This window comes from Pseudolysinimonas sp. (assembly GCF_051954455.1).
GTDB lineage: Bacteria > Actinomycetota > Actinomycetes > Actinomycetales > Microbacteriaceae > Pseudolysinimonas.
On record NZ_JBQCHS010000013.1, the window covers coordinates 38,836 to 53,850 of the forward strand.

General features: G+C 71.9%; 19 protein-coding genes. 10 read left to right on the plus strand and 9 right to left on the minus strand.

The window, feature by feature from the left end:
• Positions 1-46: 46 nt before the first annotated feature.
• Positions 47-1,978 (plus strand): diguanylate cyclase domain-containing protein, encoded by a 1,932-nt coding sequence (locus tag ACTHM3_RS04985; protein ID WP_440404997.1) that lies wholly within the window; start codon positions 47-49, stop codon positions 1,976-1,978.
• A gap of 37 nt (positions 1,979-2,015) precedes the next feature.
• Here the strand turns inward: ACTHM3_RS04985 and ACTHM3_RS04990 are convergent, their stop codons facing one another.
• The gene (locus ACTHM3_RS04990) at positions 2,016-2,306 is read right to left on the minus strand and encodes a DUF7882 family protein (protein WP_440404998.1); all 291 of its coding nucleotides are present in this window, start codon (positions 2,304-2,306) and stop codon (positions 2,016-2,018) included.
• A 21-nt stretch (positions 2,307-2,327) separates the two neighbouring features.
• Between ACTHM3_RS04990 and ACTHM3_RS04995 the strand changes: the two genes are divergently transcribed.
• Positions 2,328-2,576, plus strand: a complete 249-nt coding sequence (locus ACTHM3_RS04995) for a hypothetical protein (RefSeq protein WP_440404999.1) — start codon at positions 2,328-2,330, stop codon at positions 2,574-2,576.
• Between the two features lie 21 nt (positions 2,577-2,597).
• On the opposite strand, the gene ACTHM3_RS05000 is transcribed toward ACTHM3_RS04995, so the two are convergent.
• Complete coding sequence (locus ACTHM3_RS05000) at positions 2,598-3,380, minus strand: EAL domain-containing protein (RefSeq protein ID WP_440405000.1); 783 nt, start codon at positions 3,378-3,380, stop codon at positions 2,598-2,600.
• A gap of 32 nt (positions 3,381-3,412) precedes the next feature.
• On the opposite strand from ACTHM3_RS05000, the gene ACTHM3_RS05005 reads away from it, so the two are divergent.
• Positions 3,413-3,718, plus strand: a complete 306-nt coding sequence (locus tag ACTHM3_RS05005; protein ID WP_440405001.1) for a DUF7882 family protein — start codon at positions 3,413-3,415, stop codon at positions 3,716-3,718.
• A gap of 3 nt (positions 3,719-3,721) precedes the next feature.
• Here ACTHM3_RS05005 and ACTHM3_RS05010 read toward each other — a convergent pair whose 3' ends face one another.
• Together ACTHM3_RS05010 and ACTHM3_RS05015 are read right to left on the minus strand one after the other, a co-directional pair.
• Complete coding sequence (locus ACTHM3_RS05010) at positions 3,722-4,141, minus strand: hypothetical protein (protein ID WP_440405002.1); 420 nt, start codon at positions 4,139-4,141, stop codon at positions 3,722-3,724.
• Positions 4,128-4,397: a hypothetical protein gene (locus tag ACTHM3_RS05015; RefSeq protein WP_440405003.1), complete on the minus strand. Its 270-nt coding sequence runs from the start codon at positions 4,395-4,397 to the stop codon at positions 4,128-4,130. The genes ACTHM3_RS05010 and ACTHM3_RS05015 overlap by 14 nt, the downstream gene beginning before the upstream one ends.
• A gap of 293 nt (positions 4,398-4,690) precedes the next feature.
• Here ACTHM3_RS05015 and ACTHM3_RS05020 point away from each other — a divergent pair, with 293 nt between their 5' ends.
• Positions 4,691-6,115 (plus strand): aspartate aminotransferase family protein, encoded by a 1,425-nt coding sequence (locus ACTHM3_RS05020; protein ID WP_440405004.1) that lies wholly within the window; start codon positions 4,691-4,693, stop codon positions 6,113-6,115.
• 45 nt (positions 6,116-6,160) lie between these two features.
• Here the strand turns inward: ACTHM3_RS05020 and ACTHM3_RS05025 are convergent, their stop codons facing one another.
• Positions 6,161-6,658, minus strand: coding sequence for an Lrp/AsnC family transcriptional regulator (locus ACTHM3_RS05025; protein WP_440405005.1), 498 nt, complete (start codon positions 6,656-6,658; stop codon positions 6,161-6,163).
• A gap of 107 nt (positions 6,659-6,765) precedes the next feature.
• On the opposite strand from ACTHM3_RS05025, the gene ald reads away from it, so the two are divergent.
• A complete protein-coding gene (gene ald, locus ACTHM3_RS05030) occupies positions 6,766-7,860 on the plus strand; it encodes an alanine dehydrogenase (protein ID WP_440405006.1) in 1,095 nt (364 codons plus the stop codon).
• Here the strand turns inward: ald and ACTHM3_RS05035 are convergent.
• Positions 7,857-8,399 carry a hypothetical protein gene (locus ACTHM3_RS05035; protein ID WP_440405007.1) on the minus strand — a complete coding sequence of 181 codons (543 nt, stop codon included), beginning with the start codon at positions 8,397-8,399 and terminating at the stop codon, positions 7,857-7,859. The two genes, ald and ACTHM3_RS05035, sit on opposite strands and share 4 nt — an antisense overlap.
• A gap of 97 nt (positions 8,400-8,496) precedes the next feature.
• Here ACTHM3_RS05035 and ACTHM3_RS05040 point away from each other — a divergent pair, with 97 nt between their 5' ends.
• On the plus strand, positions 8,497-9,429 hold the full coding sequence (locus ACTHM3_RS05040; protein WP_440405008.1) for an ABC transporter ATP-binding protein: 933 nt from the start codon (positions 8,497-8,499) through the stop codon (positions 9,427-9,429).
• Complete coding sequence (locus ACTHM3_RS05045) at positions 9,426-10,436, plus strand: ABC transporter permease (protein WP_440405009.1); 1,011 nt, start codon at positions 9,426-9,428, stop codon at positions 10,434-10,436. The genes ACTHM3_RS05040 and ACTHM3_RS05045 overlap by 4 nt, the downstream gene beginning before the upstream one ends.
• A 10-nt stretch (positions 10,437-10,446) precedes the next feature.
• Here ACTHM3_RS05045 and ACTHM3_RS05050 read toward each other — a convergent pair whose 3' ends face one another.
• Positions 10,447-10,884, minus strand: a complete 438-nt coding sequence (locus tag ACTHM3_RS05050; protein ID WP_440405010.1) for a rhodanese-like domain-containing protein — start codon at positions 10,882-10,884, stop codon at positions 10,447-10,449.
• A gap of 101 nt (positions 10,885-10,985) precedes the next feature.
• On the opposite strand from ACTHM3_RS05050, the gene ACTHM3_RS05055 reads away from it, so the two are divergent.
• The gene (locus ACTHM3_RS05055; RefSeq protein WP_440405011.1) at positions 10,986-11,243 is read left to right on the plus strand and encodes a DUF6953 family protein; all 258 of its coding nucleotides are present in this window, start codon (positions 10,986-10,988) and stop codon (positions 11,241-11,243) included.
• Positions 11,244-11,503: 260 nt separating this feature from the next.
• Here the strand turns inward: ACTHM3_RS05055 and ACTHM3_RS05060 are convergent, their stop codons facing one another.
• Positions 11,504-12,262 carry an SDR family NAD(P)-dependent oxidoreductase gene (locus ACTHM3_RS05060; protein WP_440405012.1) on the minus strand — a complete coding sequence of 253 codons (759 nt, stop codon included), beginning with the start codon at positions 12,260-12,262 and terminating at the stop codon, positions 11,504-11,506.
• A 38-nt stretch (positions 12,263-12,300) separates the two neighbouring features.
• Entirely contained in the window at positions 12,301-12,813 is a 513-nt protein-coding gene (locus tag ACTHM3_RS05065; RefSeq protein WP_440405013.1) for a winged helix-turn-helix transcriptional regulator, read from the minus strand.
• A gap of 73 nt (positions 12,814-12,886) precedes the next feature.
• Between ACTHM3_RS05065 and ACTHM3_RS05070 the strand changes: the two genes are divergently transcribed.
• Entirely contained in the window at positions 12,887-14,122 is a 1,236-nt protein-coding gene (locus ACTHM3_RS05070) for an MFS transporter (RefSeq protein ID WP_440405014.1), read from the plus strand.
• A gap of 53 nt (positions 14,123-14,175) precedes the next feature.
• Entirely contained in the window at positions 14,176-14,997 is an 822-nt protein-coding gene (locus tag ACTHM3_RS05075) for an aldo/keto reductase (protein WP_440405015.1), read from the plus strand.
• The last annotated feature ends 18 nt before the right edge of the window (positions 14,998-15,015 follow it).

Here is a 15,015-nt window from a genome sequence, read left to right on the forward strand (position 1 = left end):
CAAGGGGTGTCGCAGGGTTTTCAGCCCTGATACAAAGTTGGAGCACATGACTGACGACGCCGCACTCGATTTCCACGCCGTCAGTGAGCGACAGCGCCTCGCCGAATGTTCGGTGGAGGCCATCCGCACTCCCGGCCGCATCCAGTCGCACGGGATCCTTCTCGGCGTCGACGCCGTCTCGGGCACGGTCACCGTCGCGAGCGAGAACGCCGGCAGCCTCCTCGGCCGCCACGTCGCCGACCTCGGCAGCCAGACCCTCGAGTGGGCCGTCGCCGCCGGTGCGCACATCGATCCCGTGCGCGTCGAGCTGGCCGGCGAGCCCTACGACGCCATCGCGCACCAGCTCGGCGACCGGGCCGTCATCGAACTCGAACCGGCCGTGACCTCGCTCGACTACGCCCGCCTGTCGGTCGTCGGCGCGATCCAGCAGCTCTCTCAGCTCTCCGACGTCGACGCCATCCGACGCCGAACGGTCGAGATGGTGCGCGAGATCACGGGCTACGACCGCGTGATGATGTACCACTTCTACGACGACGGGCACGGGGAGGTCGTCGCCGAGGCGAGGGCGGACGACATGGAGTCGTTCGCCGGCCTGCACTTCCCGGCATCCGACATCCCGGTGCAGGCGCGCGAGCTCTACCTCACGAAGCTGTCGCGCGCGATCGTCAGCACCGACGACCCGGGCACGCCGCTGCTCGCCCTGGAGGGCGACGCGAGCTCGCTCGACCTCAGCCAGGCGGAGCTCCGCGCCGTCTCGCCGCACCATCTGCAGTACATGCGGAACATGGGGCAGGCGACCACGGTGTCGCTCTCGATGATCTCCGACGGGCGTCTCATCGGGATGATCACCTGCGCCCACCGCACCGAGCGCCGTATGCCGATCCTGCTGCGCCGGGCGCTCGAGGTGCTCGCCGGCCAGATCACACTCCAGATCGTCGCGCTCGAATCGATCGAGCGACTCAGCCGCACCCTTCGCGTGCGCGAGCGGCGGGCCGCGCTGCTGGCACCGCTCATGGCGTCGGGCGACGTGCTGGCGACCCTCCTCGACGGCCGCGGAACAGTGCGCGACCTCATCCCCTCGGAGGGCGTGATCGCCCGCGTGGACGGCATGGTCCGTGTCGCCGGCGACGTGCCGGGCGGAGACCGGGACGCCCTCGTCGACGCGGTCGGCGATGACGCCGTCGCCACCGACGCGCTGGCCGCCGACCGTCCGGATCTCGCCCGGCTCATGCCGGGTTTCGCAGGGCTCCTCGTCGTGCCGCTCGGCGGCGACGACCGCCTGCTCTTCCTCCGGCGCGAGGCCGCCCAGGTGGTGCGCTGGCTCGGCGACCTCGGCGAAGACAACCGGGCCGACCCGCTGTCGCCGCGCAACTCGTTCTCGGAGTGGCAGCAGAGCGTCTCCGGCCGGTCGCTGCCCTGGGGTGACGCGGCCTCCGACGCGACCGAGCTAGGCCGCGAGCTGCGCGACGTGCTCGCGCGGCGCGCCGACGCCGAGCTCGCGGGGCTGGCACTGCTCGACCCGCTCACCGGGCTGCACAACCGGCGGTACCTCACGGAGCAGCTCCAGCTCGCCGTCGCGGACGATGCGCGGGCGGCGCTGCTGTTCGTCGACCTCGACCGCTTCAAGTCGATCAACGACAGCCACGGCCACGAGTTCGGCGACATCGTGCTGACGGCGGTCGCCCAGCGGCTGCGCGAGAGCTCGCGGCCGGACGACGTCGTGGCGCGGCTCGGCGGCGACGAGTTCGTCCTGCTGTGCCGCGGCGTCGGCGTCGCCGAGGCGACCCGGATCGCCGAGCGACTCCTGGCGGCGGTGGCGCGACCGGTCGAGACGCCGGGCCGGCCGACGGTGACGATCACCGGCTCCTTCGGCATCGCCCCGCTCGACCACGACCGATCCCCGGCCGAGAACCTGGACCGGGCGGACGCGGCGATGTACCGCGCCAAGGGCGCGGGACGGAACCGCTCGGCGGAGTAGCGGCGCCTCCTCCGACGGCGCGCTTACCCGATGGAGCTCACTCGACGGGGACAGCGGGAAGGCGCAAGCCGGCCGCGCCGTTGGCCGCGTCGATCAGCGACTCGAGCCACGCCCGGTCGATGGGGCCGCTCTCGCCGTCGAGCTCGAACACGAGGGTGCTCGAGCCGCTCACCCACAGCGTGCTGCGGCCGCCCGTCGGACTGGGGATCGTGAGAGCGAACGGCTCGCCGCGGCGGAGCTTCGCGAGGGTCACGATCTCGACGTGGGCGAGCGTGCGATCGTCGATGTCGAAGGTCTGCGTCGGCGACCCGTAGCGGAGATGACCCATCGTGCTTGTCATACTAGGGCCGTGGCACTCATCCATCGGCTGACCGTGGACGGTCGCGACTACTTCCTGCCCGATCCGGTCGACGCGCTCAAGCAGCAGATCCTGGACGCGATCCGGGCGGGCGGCGGATACGTCACGATCCCGCCCCTGCGGGGCGGTCCGGGAATCGAGATCCTGTTCTCGCCCGGCATGCCGGCGACGTGGTCGCAGATCGAGGTCGCGGACACGCCCGCCGATCTCGGAGCAGAGGCCGGCTACACCGAGCTCTGACCGGTTCGGGCTGCGACGACGTCAGTCGTCGAGCCCGCGCAGCGGTCCCGGGCGCACCGCGCGCTCGAAGGCCGCGTCGTCGAGCGGCTCGCCGAAGAGCCAGCCCTGCGCGCGGTCGCAGTGCAGCCGATCGACCCGCTCCAGCTGGGCCTCGGTCTCGACACCCTCGGCGACGAGACGGAGCGCCCGGTCGTGCGCGTACTCCGCGATCTCCATGAACGCCGCATAGCCGGCGTCGGAGTCGTCCTGCACCATCGAGATGTCGATCTTGATCTCCGAGATGGGCAGCTCCTCCACCCGCTCCATCGAGGAGTAGCCCACCCCGAAGTCGTCGATCGAGATGCCGACCCCGAGCTCGCGCAGGCTCTCGAGACGTGCGGCCACGCCCGGCACGTCGAGGATCCGATGCGACTCCGTGATCTCGAGCGTCAGCGTGTCGGCCGGCAGGCCGGTGTGCTGCACGAGCATCGAGACCGCCTCGTCGAGGCGCTCGGAGGTGAGCTGCACCGGCGAGACGTTCACGGCGACGCCGACGTGCATGTCCGGGGTGTTCCAGCGCTGAGCGGCCTGCCATCCGGCCTGCAGCATGCGCAGGCCGATGTCGTCGATCAGGGCCGTGCGCTCGGCCAGCGGGATGAACTCCAGCGGCGACACGATGCCGGCGTCAGGGTGCCGCCAGCGCGCCAGCACCTCCCCCGCGACCACGCGGCGGGAGGTCACGTCGACCTGCGGCTGGTAGAGCGCGAAGATCTGATCGGCGTCGATGGCCGTCCGCAGCTCGTTCTCGGTCATGGCGATGGACATGATGTCACCCGCCGGCCGCATACGATTTGACGGTGGGCACCCTGACATACGACTCTAAGGTCGTGGCGACGATCGACGATCGCGTGCTCGCCCACCTGCAGGTCGTCTTCTGGTCGAAGCTGCGCCGCGGTGAGACGTTCGCGTTCACGTGGAACGATCCGGAGCGCAACGGCTTCGGTCGTACGTCCATCTGGATCACTCCTCACGTCTCCCTCGTCTTCGATTACTTCGGATCCAAGACTGCGGCGATCAATCCTGCCTGGGTCGAGGCCCTCACCAAGTCCGCGAACTCGCCCGGGGGCATGCACATCGTCCCGGAGCCCGCACCACCGGCCTGAGGCTCAGGACGCCATCGCCGCCGCGGCCGCCGGCTTCTCAGCGGAGATGGTCGAGACCGGAGCGGTCGGCAGCTGTCCCGCCACCGAGGGCTGCTCCACGGTGATCAGGCCGAGCTGGTAGCTCATGCGGCGCACGAGGCGCTGCACGAAGACGATGTCCGCGGGGACCATGGAACCGTCGACCGCTCGGACGTGGAGCGAGTGCTCCACGAGCGGCCCCTCGGCCAGACGCTCCTGAAGCGCGGCGTTCTGCTGGAGGAGGAAGTCGGTGGCCTCGTGCCACGACGGCCCCATCCCGGCGGCCGGCCCCTGCGCCATGTGGCGCAGGCGCAGCTCGAGCACGTGGAGCTCGCCGAGCGCGCGGAGGTACGGCGAGCTGACCCGGCTGAGCATGGCCACCCCGTTCGGCTTAGATGTCGTCATCTCGGATTCCTTCCTGGAGTGCGTGGAGCGCGAGGGTGAAGTCGTGGGCCTGCGCGATCTCGACCGCGAGGTCGTACCGCGGGCCCGCCAGGGCGACGAACAGGTGCTCGACGACCTCGATGTAGCCCACGACGCGCTGCGACGACGACACCTCGACGAGGTCGGGGCGCTTCGTCGCGAGCGACAGGAGCTGCGGAGCGGCCGCCTGTGCGGTGCGGGCCACCCGGGCACCGGGCAGCTGCGTGGCGATGCTCAACGGACGACCCCGCTCAACAGCGCCACCGCGGCAGCCACCGCTGCGGCCGCCGACAGGACCGCCGTCGTCACACTCGCCATCACGCTCATGCACCCCGCCCCTCGCTCGTATCCGACGCTAGGACCGACGCGCACCGCACCCGGGGGTCTTGCGGATCCGCGGCGACAGGAGTACAGGAGATCGTTCGGGACCACAAAGTTCCGCAGCATGAGTTGCGGAATCCGTCTATTTCGAGCCACTGGTCGACCGATTCCGCTCTATCCTTCGCCCTTGACGGTTGATATCGTGAGCCCATGACGATCACCGAGCAGCTGATCCCGGGCACCGATCATTCGGCGCTCCAGCAGAAGGCCAAGGATCACCTCTGGATGCACTTCACGCGGCAGTCGGTGCTCGAGGAGCACGGCGTCCCCATCATCGTGCGCGGCGAGGGCCACCACATCTGGGACGCCCAGGGCAAGCGGTACTTCGACGGACTCTCCGGGCTGTTCGTCGTCAACGCGGGCCACGGCCGCAAGCGGCTCGCGGAGGTCGCGGCCCAGCAGGCGGAGCAGCTCGCGTTCTTCCCCATCTGGTCGTACGCCCACCCGAACGCGATCGAGCTGGCCGACCGGCTCGCGCAGTACGCGCCGGGCGACCTCAACCGGGTCTTCTTCTCGACCGGCGGCGGCGAGGCGGTCGAGACCGCGTTCAAGCTCGCCAAGTACTTCTGGAAGCTCCAGGGGCAGCCGACCAAGCACAAGGTCATCTCACGCGCCGTGGCGTACCACGGCACCCCGCAGGGCGCGCTCGCGATCACCGGCATCCCGGCCATGAAGCAGATGTTCGAGCCCGTGACGCCCGGCGGGTTCCGCGTGCCCAACACCAACTTCTACCGGGCGGAGGAGATGGGCTTCGTGCCCGAGCCCGGCGCCTCGCGCGAGCAGGCCGAGGCCGCCTTCGGCCGGTGGGCCGCGAACCGGATCGAGGAGATGATCCTGTTCGAGGGTCCCGAGACGGTGGCCGCGGTGTTCCTCGAGCCGGTGCAGAACTCCGGCGGATGCTTCCCGCCGCCTCCCGGCTACTTCCAGCGGGTCCGCGAGATCTGCGACCAGTACGACGTGCTGCTCGTGGCCGACGAGGTGATCACCGGCTTCGGGCGGATCGGCGACTGGTTCGCATCGTCGCGCTACGGCTTCCAGCCCGACATGATCACGTGCGCGAAGGCCATGACTTCGGGCTACTCGCCGATCGGCGCGACCATCGTCTCCGACCGCATCTACGAGCCCTTCCGCCACGGCACCACGAGCTTCTACCACGGCTACACGTTCGCCGGGCACCCGGTGTCGTCGGCCGTCGCGCTCGCGAACCTCGACATCTTCGAGGAGGAGGGGCTCAACGAGCACGTGCGCGAGAACTCCCCGACGTTCCGTGCGGCGCTCGAGCGGCTGACCGACCTGCCGATCGTCGGCGACGTGCGGGGGGACGGGTACTTCTTCGGCATCGAGCTCGTGAAGGACAAGGCGACGAAGGAGACGTTCGACGACGCCGAGTCGGAGCGACTGCTCCGCGGGTTCATGTCGAAGGCGCTCTTCGACGCGGGCCTCTACTGCCGGGCCGACGACCGCGGCGACCCCGTCATCCAGCTCGCCCCGCCGCTCACGATCGGGCCTGCCGAGTTCGACGAGATCGAGGGCATCCTCCGCGGCGTCCTGACGGAGGCCTGGTCGCGCCTCTGAGCCGACACGCCTGGCGGGTCCGCTGCGCGGCCTACTCGACCCGCGTCACGGCAGGCGGAGGCCCGGCGTCGTGTGCTCGAACACGACGCTGGTCCGGGTCGACGCGACCGACGGATGGCTCGACAGGTTCTCGACGACGAACTCGCGCAGGTGATCGGAGTCGCGCGTCGCGACGTCGAGGATGAAGTCCTCCGCGCCGCCGAGGAACCAGACCTGCTGCACCTCCGGCAGCTGCCGCATCTCCTCGGCGAAGTGCGCGAGCGCCGTGCGCGCGCCGGATCGGATGCTGACGCTGATGAGCGCCTCGAGCGTCAGGCCGAGCGCGCGCGGGTCGAGCCGAGCGTGGAACCCGGAGATGACCCCGGCGTCGACGAGGGCGCGCACCCGCGCGAGACAGGTCGACGGCGCGAGCCCGACCTCCTCCGCCAGCCGGGCGTTCGGGATCCGGGCGTCGTCGCGCAGGAGCTCCAGCAGCCGCCGGTCGATCGCGTCCGGTTCCCGTCGCATGACGTTGCGCCCCGGCGCCGATTCGGACCCGCTCATCGTCGACATCGTCGGCCTCCCACGTCTTTGACCGTAGATCATTCGGCAAGTCTTCCATTCGACCGCCTATTCGGCCAGATTCGTCGCAGAGCGAGAGGAGCGCGAGGATGCGCGTCGGGATCCCCCGTGAGGTCAAGAACAACGAGAGCCGCGTCGCGATCACCGCGGCGGGTGCGCACGAGCTGACCGGTCGCGGTCACGAGGTGCTCATCGAGACGGGCGCGGGCGCCGCGTCCGGCATCTCCGACGAGCAGTACGCCTCCGTCGGCGCGACGATCGTGGAGTCGGCCGCGGACGTCTGGAGCCGCGCCGAGCTGCTGCTCAAGGTCAAGGAGCCGATCGCCTCGGAGTACGGGTTCCTGCGCCCGGACCTCACCCTCTTCACCTACCTGCACCTCGCCGCCGACCGACCGCTCACCACCGCGCTCCTCGAGGCCGGCACCACCGGCATCGCCTACGAGACCGTGCAGCTGGCCGACCGCTCGCTGCCGCTCCTCGCGCCCATGAGCGAGATCGCCGGGCGGCTCTCCGCCTACGTCGGCGCGGTCCAGCTCATGGGCCCGAACGGCGGCGCCGGGGTCCTCATGGGCGGCGTCTCGGGCACCCGCAAGGCGCGCGTCGTCGTGATCGGCGGCGGTGTCGCGGGCGAGCACGCGGCGATCAACGCGCTCGGCCTGGGCGCGCAGGTGACCGTCGTCGACATCAACGTGGCGCGGCTCCGCCAGCTCGAGGCCGCGCATCCGGCGCTCGAGACCGCGCTCAGCACCGCCTACACGATCACCGAGCTGGTGCGCGAGGCGGATCTCGTGATCGGGTCCGTGCTGATCCCCGGTGCGGCGGCCCCCAAGCTCGTGACCGATGAGATGGTCGCCGGCATGAAGCAGGGCAGCGTGCTCGTCGACATCGCGATCGACCAGGGCGGGTGCTTCGAGGGCAGCCACGCGACGACGCACGACGACCCCACGTTCCGCGTGCACGGGTCGGTGTACTACTGCGTCGCCAACATGCCCGGCGCGGTCGCGCACACGTCGACGGTGGCGCTCACCAACGCGACCCTCCCCTACGTGCTCGCCCTGGCGGCTCAAGGGGCGGAGGCGGCCCTCGCCGCCGACCCGGCGCTCGCGAAGGGGCTCAACACGGCCGGCGGTGCGGTGCGCAACCCGGGCGTCGCCGCGGCGCTCGGGCTGCCCTTCACGGCCTAACCGCCTTCGATCGTCGCGGTCGGACTCGGCCGCGGCGTCACCCGGATGCCGCCGGGCGGTCGCGCGCTGAGCAGCGTGATCCCGCCGTCAGGCTGCCACAGGATGTCGATCGGGCCGAGGTCCGGCGAGTCCGGCCAGCGCACGGTGACCCCGCCCTGCGTGAAGTCCCCCGGTGTCGAGCATCCGCTGACCGGCTCGAAGGTCGGACCCGGCCGGTAGACGCCCTCGCAGATCTCCCCGACGGACGACCTCCAGCCGAGCACGAGCAGTCCGTCGGGTCGAGCGAGCAGACGGACCGTCGCCGACTCGATCGACCGCGTCGGGAAGCCGAAGGGCCGCGCCGCGGCCCGGTCGCCGGCGGACTGCGGCTCGTCGAACACCGCCCGGGCGCCGCTCGGCATGCGCGCGCCGAACGGGTCGCCCGGGAGCCGCCCCGCCGGCGCTGTCGTGAGTCGGACGGCGGCGGCGACGAATGCCGCCCCCGCGACCACCAGCCCCGCGGTGAGCGCCGCGACGACGAGGAGGCGGCGGACTCTCATCGCGCCAGTCTGACGCGCGGCGCGGCGACGTGGCCGCGACCGCCACGCGGACCGGAGGATCCGTCGGGATCGGCCGGCGCGCGGTTAGGGTGGCCGCATGGGGGACGCGATCGACGGGGGCATCCACGTCTCGGGTCTGGCGCGGTCCTTCGGTGCGGTGCACGCCGTGCGCGACGTGACCTTCGACGCGCTGCCCGGCCGAGTGACGGCGCTCGTCGGTCCGAACGGGTCGGGCAAGACGACCCTGCTGCTCATGCTCGCCACGCTGTTGCGCCCGGACCGGGGCGGGATCCGGATCGCAGGGCACGACCCGGTGGCAGACCCTCGCGCCGTGCGCGCGGCGATCGGTTGGATGCCGGACGTGCTCGGCTCCTGGGCCCCGCTCACCGTCCGTGCGACGCTGCGACTGACAGGCCGCCTCTACGGCATCGACCGCACGGCCGCCGATGACCGCGCACGCGAGCTCATCGAGCTCGTCGACCTCGTGCCCTTCGCCGAGCAGCCGACCCGCGTCCTGTCGCGCGGCCAGAAGCAGCGGCTGAGCCTCGCCCGGGCGCTCGTGCACGACCCCTCGGTTCTGCTGCTGGACGAGCCGGCGTCGGGCCTCGACCCCGCCGCCCGCGCCAAGCTGCGGACGCTGTTGCGCCGTCTCGCCGAGGAGGGCCGGACGGTGCTCGTGTCGAGCCACGTGCTGGCGGAGCTCGAGGAGATGGCCGACGACGCCGTCTACCTCGAGGGCGGCGTCACCGCGAGCGACGAGCGGATCGAGGCGGCCCGGGCCCGCGCCCGGCCGTGGCGCATCCGCTCGCTGGCGCCCGGCGGTCTGCCGGCCGCGCTCGCCGCCGCCGGGGTCCCCGCGGAGGCGATCCGGACCGCCCCGAACGGCCTCGATGTCGACGTCGCGACCGACGAAGCGGCGGCCGCTCTGCTGCGCATCCTGGTCGGCGCGGGCGAGCCGGTCCTGTCCTTCGCGCCCGCGGTCGGCGACCTCGAGCACACGCTCCTCGACCTCGACGGCGGCGCGCGATGAACAGCCTGCAGGGGATCGGCACCATCGCCTCCATCGAGCTGCGCCAGCGGGTGCGCGGCGTCGCCTGGTACGTGCTGCTCGGCGTCTTCGCCTTCCTCGTGCTCGTCGTCTCGGTCGTGGTCACCTGGGCCCTCAGCCTGAACGGTGCCCGCGGGTCCGGTGCCGGACTGTTCTCCGGGGTCGTCTACTTCGTGCTGCTGCTGGCCACGCTCGTCGCCCCGGCGCTCGGCGGCAACGCGATCAACGGCGATCGGGATGCCGGCACGCTCGCGACGACCCAGGTCACCCTCGTGACGACGCCGCAGCTCGTGCTCGGGAAGTTCCTCGCCGCGTGGGCCTCGTCCCTCGCCTTCCTGGTCGTCGCGGTGCCGTTCCTGCTCTGGGCGTGCGTGCTCGGCGGGGTGTCGCCCGTGACGATCGTCGTGTCGCTGCTCGTCCTCGCGGTCGAGATGGGCGTCGTCTCCGCCCTCGGGGTCGGGCTCTCCGGGCTGCTCCGACGACCGCTGTTCTCGATCGTCGTCACGTACCTGCTGATCGCCCTGCTGAGCGTCGGCACCCTCATCGCCTTCGGGATCGCCGGGACCGTGATGACGACGCCGGCCACCTACCGCTCGACCCAGTGGACGGCCGACGGGCAATGCCTCACCGACGGGACCTTCACGACGCAGGAACCGCGCTTCGACCGGGTGTGGTGGGTGCTGGCCGCGAACCCGTACGTGATCCTCGCCGATGCCGTGCCCACCGATCTCCATCGCGGGCAGTCGCCGACGGACCTGTTCGGCACGATCAAGCTCGGCGAACGCACCGCGCAGCTGCCTCCGGGTACCCTGCGCAGCGACTGCGGCGAGAGCAGCTGGACACCGGCCAGGATCATCGACGCGACCGCACCCGGCTGGGCCGTGGGACTTCTCATCCACGTGGTGCTCGGAGCCGGTGCGCTGGTGGGAGCGGGCTACGCGATCCGCGCGCCTGCGGGACGGCTCGGCGCCGGGAGCCGCATCGCCTGAAGGCCGCGGCTCAGCAATCGCAGGCGACGCCCGCGGTCGGCGCGGTGAGCGGATCGGGCGCGCGGTGGATCCGACCGCCGTCGGTCTCGACCGGGTAGCCCTCGCGCGCCCAGTACTCGAAGCCGCCGATCATCTCGCGCACCCGGTAGCCCTGGAGGGCGAACGCGAGCGCGGCCTTCGTGGCGCCGTTGCATCCGGGGCCCCAGCAGTAGACGACGACCGGGACGTCGATCGGGATCTCGGCGGCCGCGTCCTCCGCGATCCGTGCCGTCGGCAGGTGGATCGCGCCGACCGCGCGCCCCTGCGCCCACGCCGCGTCGCCCCGGGTGTCGACGAGCACGAATCGCTCCCCCGCCTCCTGCGCCGCATGGACGTCGGAGGCGTCCGTCTCCCACTCCAGCCGTCTGCGGAGGTGCGCGATGTGGTCGGCGTCGAGGGCGTCGGTCATGGCGAGAACCCTACGGGCTTTAGGCCTCGGCTGCCCCGCGACGGGCGGGTCTGTCAACCCCTCGCGCGAGCGGACCGCGGTTGCTTACGCTCCGAAACAAGGTGAATCAGTACGACGTGGCGCAGTGGATGATCGAGCAGGTCCATGAGCGCGGTCGCGTGCACTACTCCGAGCTCGCTCGCGAAGGGCTGGCCCGCTTCGGCGGCTCCTTCGTGGTGACCGGCGTGCAGGGCATGCGCTTCTCGGACCCCGTCCTCGCGGCATTCCGCCGCCGGCATGCGGGTCTCATCCGCTGGCAGTCCCCCTACTGGGAGTCGCTGCGCGAACCGGTGGCGCCCACCGCCGACGCGTCGCGCTGACCGTGGCGGGCGCTCAACCAGAGAGCCACCTGGAAGAGGTGGTCCCGGATTCGACGTCCGCTCGGGTCGCGCGGCACACTGGAGTCAACTTCGTCGCAGCACGGTTGCGGAGGTGCCCGGGAGATCGGGCATAGGCCTTCACCGGCGGGGCAGAGGCGGCGCGCAGTGCTCACCCCACCGGTCCGACCGCGACGATCCAGCGCCCCGGTGCATCTTCGACAGAGGATGCCCGAGGCGCGACCATGTCCGCGGTCGGAACGTCAGCGCGGCGCCATCCGCAGCGCGCCGTCGAGGCGGATGACCTCGCCGTTCAGGTAGTCCTGGTCGATGATCGAGAGCGCCAGCCGGGCGTATTCATCGGCCCGCGCGAGCCGCGCCGGGAACGGCACGCTCGCCGCGAGCGCCGCCCGGTACGCGTCGCTGACGGTCGCCATCATCGGGGTGTCGACGATGCCGGGCGCGATCGTGACGACCCGGATGCCGTGCTGCGCCAGATCGCGCGCGGCCGGGAGCGTCATCCCCACCACGCCGCCCTTCGACGACGAGTAGGCGGCCTGCCCGACCTGCCCGTCGAAGGCCGCGACGGAGGCGGTGTTGACGATGACGCCGCGTTGCCCGTCGGCGTCGACCGGCTCCGTCTCCGCCATCCGGGCCGCGCACAGCGCGAGCGCGTTGAAGGTGCCGATCAGGTTGATGCCGACGACGCGCGCGTAGAGGGCGAGGTCGTGCATGCCCCTGCGGCCGACGATGCGCTCCGAGGGGCCGATGCCCGCGCAGTTGACGAGGACCCGCAGCGGGCCGAGCCCCGCGGCCCGCTCGATGGCGGTCCCGAGGCCGTCGGCGTCGGTGACGTCCGCCTCCGCGTACGTCAGGCCCGGGACGGTCTCGGCGCTCTCGATGCTCCGTGCCAGGTCGAGGGCGACCACCGTCGCCCCGCGTTCGGCGAGCGCCCGCGCCGTCGCCGCCCCGAGCCCCGATGCACCTCCGGTGACCACGGCCACCGCGTCGTCGATCCGCATGACGCCATTGTCGCGCGGGCGCGGGAGCGGCGCGAGCGTCAGACGGCGAGGGGCTCGAGCAGTCGATGCGGCCGGCCGAGCGCCCGGGTCACGGGGTCGGCATCGGCGTCGGCGGGCTGTCGCTCGGCCGGGTGCATCACGATGTCCTCGGCCGGTGGGGCGATGCCGCAGGCCGGGCAGCGTCCGTCGACCAGCACGCTGCCGCACGTGGCGTGCGTGTAGGCGTGACGCTCGTCGGGATCGAGGCATGCGCCGCCCCAGGTGCCGAGTTCCCGCAGCACGGGCCAGAGCGCCCGCCCGCGCTCGGTGAGCTCATACTCGTCGCGCGCCCCGCGGCCGGGCACGCGTGCCACGACGCCCGCCTCGACGAGGTCGCCGAGACGCTGGGCGAGGGTCGCGCTCGGCGCTCCGATGTGCTTGCGGAGGTCGTTGAAGCGCCGCACCCCGTAGAAGAGGTCGCGCACGATCAGGAGCGTCCACCGCTCGCCCACGATCTCCAACGAGCGGGCGATCGCGCAGTGCTGGGAGGCGTAATCCGATCCGAGCGGCATGGTCGGAGGATACCACAATCGGTTTCTTGGTTGAAGCTTGCAAGTTCAATCATTGAATCGATATGGTGACCCCGTGACCCAGACCCTCAGCATCCCCACCGTCGCGGCGCGGCCGCGTCGACTCCTGCCCGCGACGATCGCGTTCGCGGCGACGGCGACGGTTCTCGCCTCCCTCTTCCTCGCGGCCGGCGCCCCCAGCCCGCTGCTGCCGATCTACGAGTCGCGGTGGGGATTCGCGCCGTGGCTCGTCACGCTGGCGTTCGGCGTCTACGCCGTGGCGCTGCTCGTGACCCTGCTGGTCGTCGGATCGCTCTCCGATCACGTCGGACGGCGCCCGCTGCTTCTCGCCGCCGTCGCCGTCCAGGCCATGGCGATCGCGGTGTTCCTCGTGGCGCCGTCGATCGAATGGGTGCTCGTCGCGCGCGTGCTGCAGGGCGTCTCGGTCGGCGCCGGGGCCGGCGCGTTCGGCGCGGCGATCGTCGAGCTGGCGCCGGAGCGTTCGAAGCGGTTCGGCGCGCTCTTCGTCAGCGCCGCCGTGCCGATCGGCCTCGCCATCGGCTCGCTGTTCGCGGGACTCGTGGCGCAGCTCTCCAGCAGCCCCGCGACCACGGTGTGGGTGGTGCTGCTCGCCCTCGCGGTCGCGGGCGTCGGCGTGACCCTGTTCGTGCCGGAGTCGACGACGCCCATGGCGGGCGCGCTCGCCTCACTGCGTCCGCGCATCGCGATCCCGCGCCGCCTCCAGTCCCGGTTCGCGGCGACCATCGCCGTCAACGCCGCCGCGTGGATGACCGGCGCCCTGTTCCTCGGGCTCGTCCCGACCGTCGTGCGCGACGTCTTCCACCTCGAGAGCCCCCTGATCGCCGGCGTCGGCGGCGCCGTCGCCTTCGGGTCGGGAGCGGCCACCAGCCTCCTCGGCGCGAAGGTCGGGGCGCACCGCCTCATGATCGTGGGAGCCGCCGCCTCGGTCGTCGGCTCGGCCGCGTTCGTCGGGAGCGTCGTGCTGGCCGCGTTCCCGCTCGTGTGGGTCGCGGCGGTGCTCGGCGGCGTCGGGATCGGCGCGGGCTTCTCCGGCACGGTCCGGTCGCTGGTCCCGTCGGCCCACCCGCACGAGCGCGCGGGACTCCTCTCCGGGATCTACGTCGTGTCGTACACGGCGCTCGGCGTCCCGGCCATCGTCGCGGGGCTCTTCCTCGCCTCGGCAGGCGCGACGGCCGTCGCCGCGGTCTACGGCATGGTGATCGCCGCGTCGGCCGCCGTGGGCATCGCCGCGCAGGCCGTGGTTCTCACGCGGTCCCGGAGTATCGCCTGAGCGCGCCCGGCGACCCGGCACGAGGCGGATGAGGGAGGCGTAGCGTCGATCGGGTGAGCGCTCTCCTCGAAACCCTCAGCCTCGGCAACGGTGTCCGGATCCCGCAGGTCGGCTTCGGCACGTGGCAGATCCCGGACGGGCCGGAGACCTACGACTCGGTCCGCGTCGCCCTCGACGCCGGCTACCGGCACATCGACACCGCGGCGGCCTACGGCAACGAGGCGAGCGTCGGCCGCGCGGTCCGCGACAGCGGCATCCCGCGCGACGAGATCTTCATCACGACGAAGCTGCGCGCCGAGATCAAAGACGCGGCCGGCGCGCGCGCCGCCTTCGAGCGCTCCACCGCGACGCTCGACCTCGGTGTGATCGACCTCTACCTCATCCACGCGCCGTGGCCGTGGACGGCGATCGGATCCGACCACCGCGCCGGCAACATCGAGGTCTGGAAGGTGTTCGAGGAACTCTACGACCAGCAGAAGGTCCGCTCGATCGGCGTCTCCAACTTCGACGTCGCCGACCTCGAGTCGCTCGGCTCGGAGACCGACGTGACCCCGCACGCGAACCAGATCCGGTGGTTCATCGGCAACACGCAGCCGGAGACCACGGCCTGGTGTCGATCCCACGGCGTGCTCGTCGAGGGGTACTCGCCGCTCGCGACGGGCAAGCTGCTCGACGACGAGCGCCTCACCGGGCTCGCCGACAAGTACGGCGTGAGCACCGCCCAGCTGTCGCTGCGCTATCTGCTCGAGCACGGCGTCGTCGCGCTGCCCAAGTCGGTCACCCCGGAGCGCATCCGCGCCAACGGCGAGCTCGACTTCGAGCTCGCGCCGGACGACGTGGCGACCCTCGACGGGCTGTCGAACTCGGTCGACTGAGGCGGCGCCCAGGCCGGT

Excerpts from the sequence above, each read along its gene's own strand:
- ACTHM3_RS04990 (WP_440404998.1), bottom strand. The coding sequence starts at position 2,306 with ATGGGTCATCTCCGCTACGGGTCGCCGACGCAGACCTTCGACATCGAC.
- ACTHM3_RS04985 (WP_440404997.1), top strand. The coding sequence starts at position 47 with ATGACTGACGACGCCGCACTCGATTTCCACGCCGTCAGTGAGCGACAG.
- ACTHM3_RS05000 (WP_440405000.1), bottom strand. The coding sequence starts at position 3,380 with ATGTCCATCGCCATGACCGAGAACGAGCTGCGGACGGCCATCGACGCC.
- ACTHM3_RS05010 (WP_440405002.1), bottom strand. The coding sequence starts at position 4,141 with ATGACGACATCTAAGCCGAACGGGGTGGCCATGCTCAGCCGGGTCAGC.
- ald (WP_440405006.1), top strand. The coding sequence starts at position 6,766 with ATGCGCGTCGGGATCCCCCGTGAGGTCAAGAACAACGAGAGCCGCGTC.
- ACTHM3_RS05040 (WP_440405008.1), top strand. The coding sequence starts at position 8,497 with ATGGGGGACGCGATCGACGGGGGCATCCACGTCTCGGGTCTGGCGCGG.
- ACTHM3_RS05035 (WP_440405007.1), bottom strand. The coding sequence starts at position 8,399 with ATGAGAGTCCGCCGCCTCCTCGTCGTCGCGGCGCTCACCGCGGGGCTG.
- ACTHM3_RS05060 (WP_440405012.1), bottom strand. The coding sequence starts at position 12,262 with ATGCGGATCGACGACGCGGTGGCCGTGGTCACCGGAGGTGCATCGGGG.
- ACTHM3_RS05065 (WP_440405013.1), bottom strand. The coding sequence starts at position 12,813 with ATGCCGCTCGGATCGGATTACGCCTCCCAGCACTGCGCGATCGCCCGC.
- ACTHM3_RS05020 (WP_440405004.1), top strand. The coding sequence starts at position 4,691 with ATGACGATCACCGAGCAGCTGATCCCGGGCACCGATCATTCGGCGCTC.
- ACTHM3_RS05050 (WP_440405010.1), bottom strand. The coding sequence starts at position 10,884 with ATGACCGACGCCCTCGACGCCGACCACATCGCGCACCTCCGCAGACGG.
- ACTHM3_RS05045 (WP_440405009.1), top strand. The coding sequence starts at position 9,426 with ATGAACAGCCTGCAGGGGATCGGCACCATCGCCTCCATCGAGCTGCGC.
- ACTHM3_RS05025 (WP_440405005.1), bottom strand. The coding sequence starts at position 6,658 with ATGAGCGGGTCCGAATCGGCGCCGGGGCGCAACGTCATGCGACGGGAA.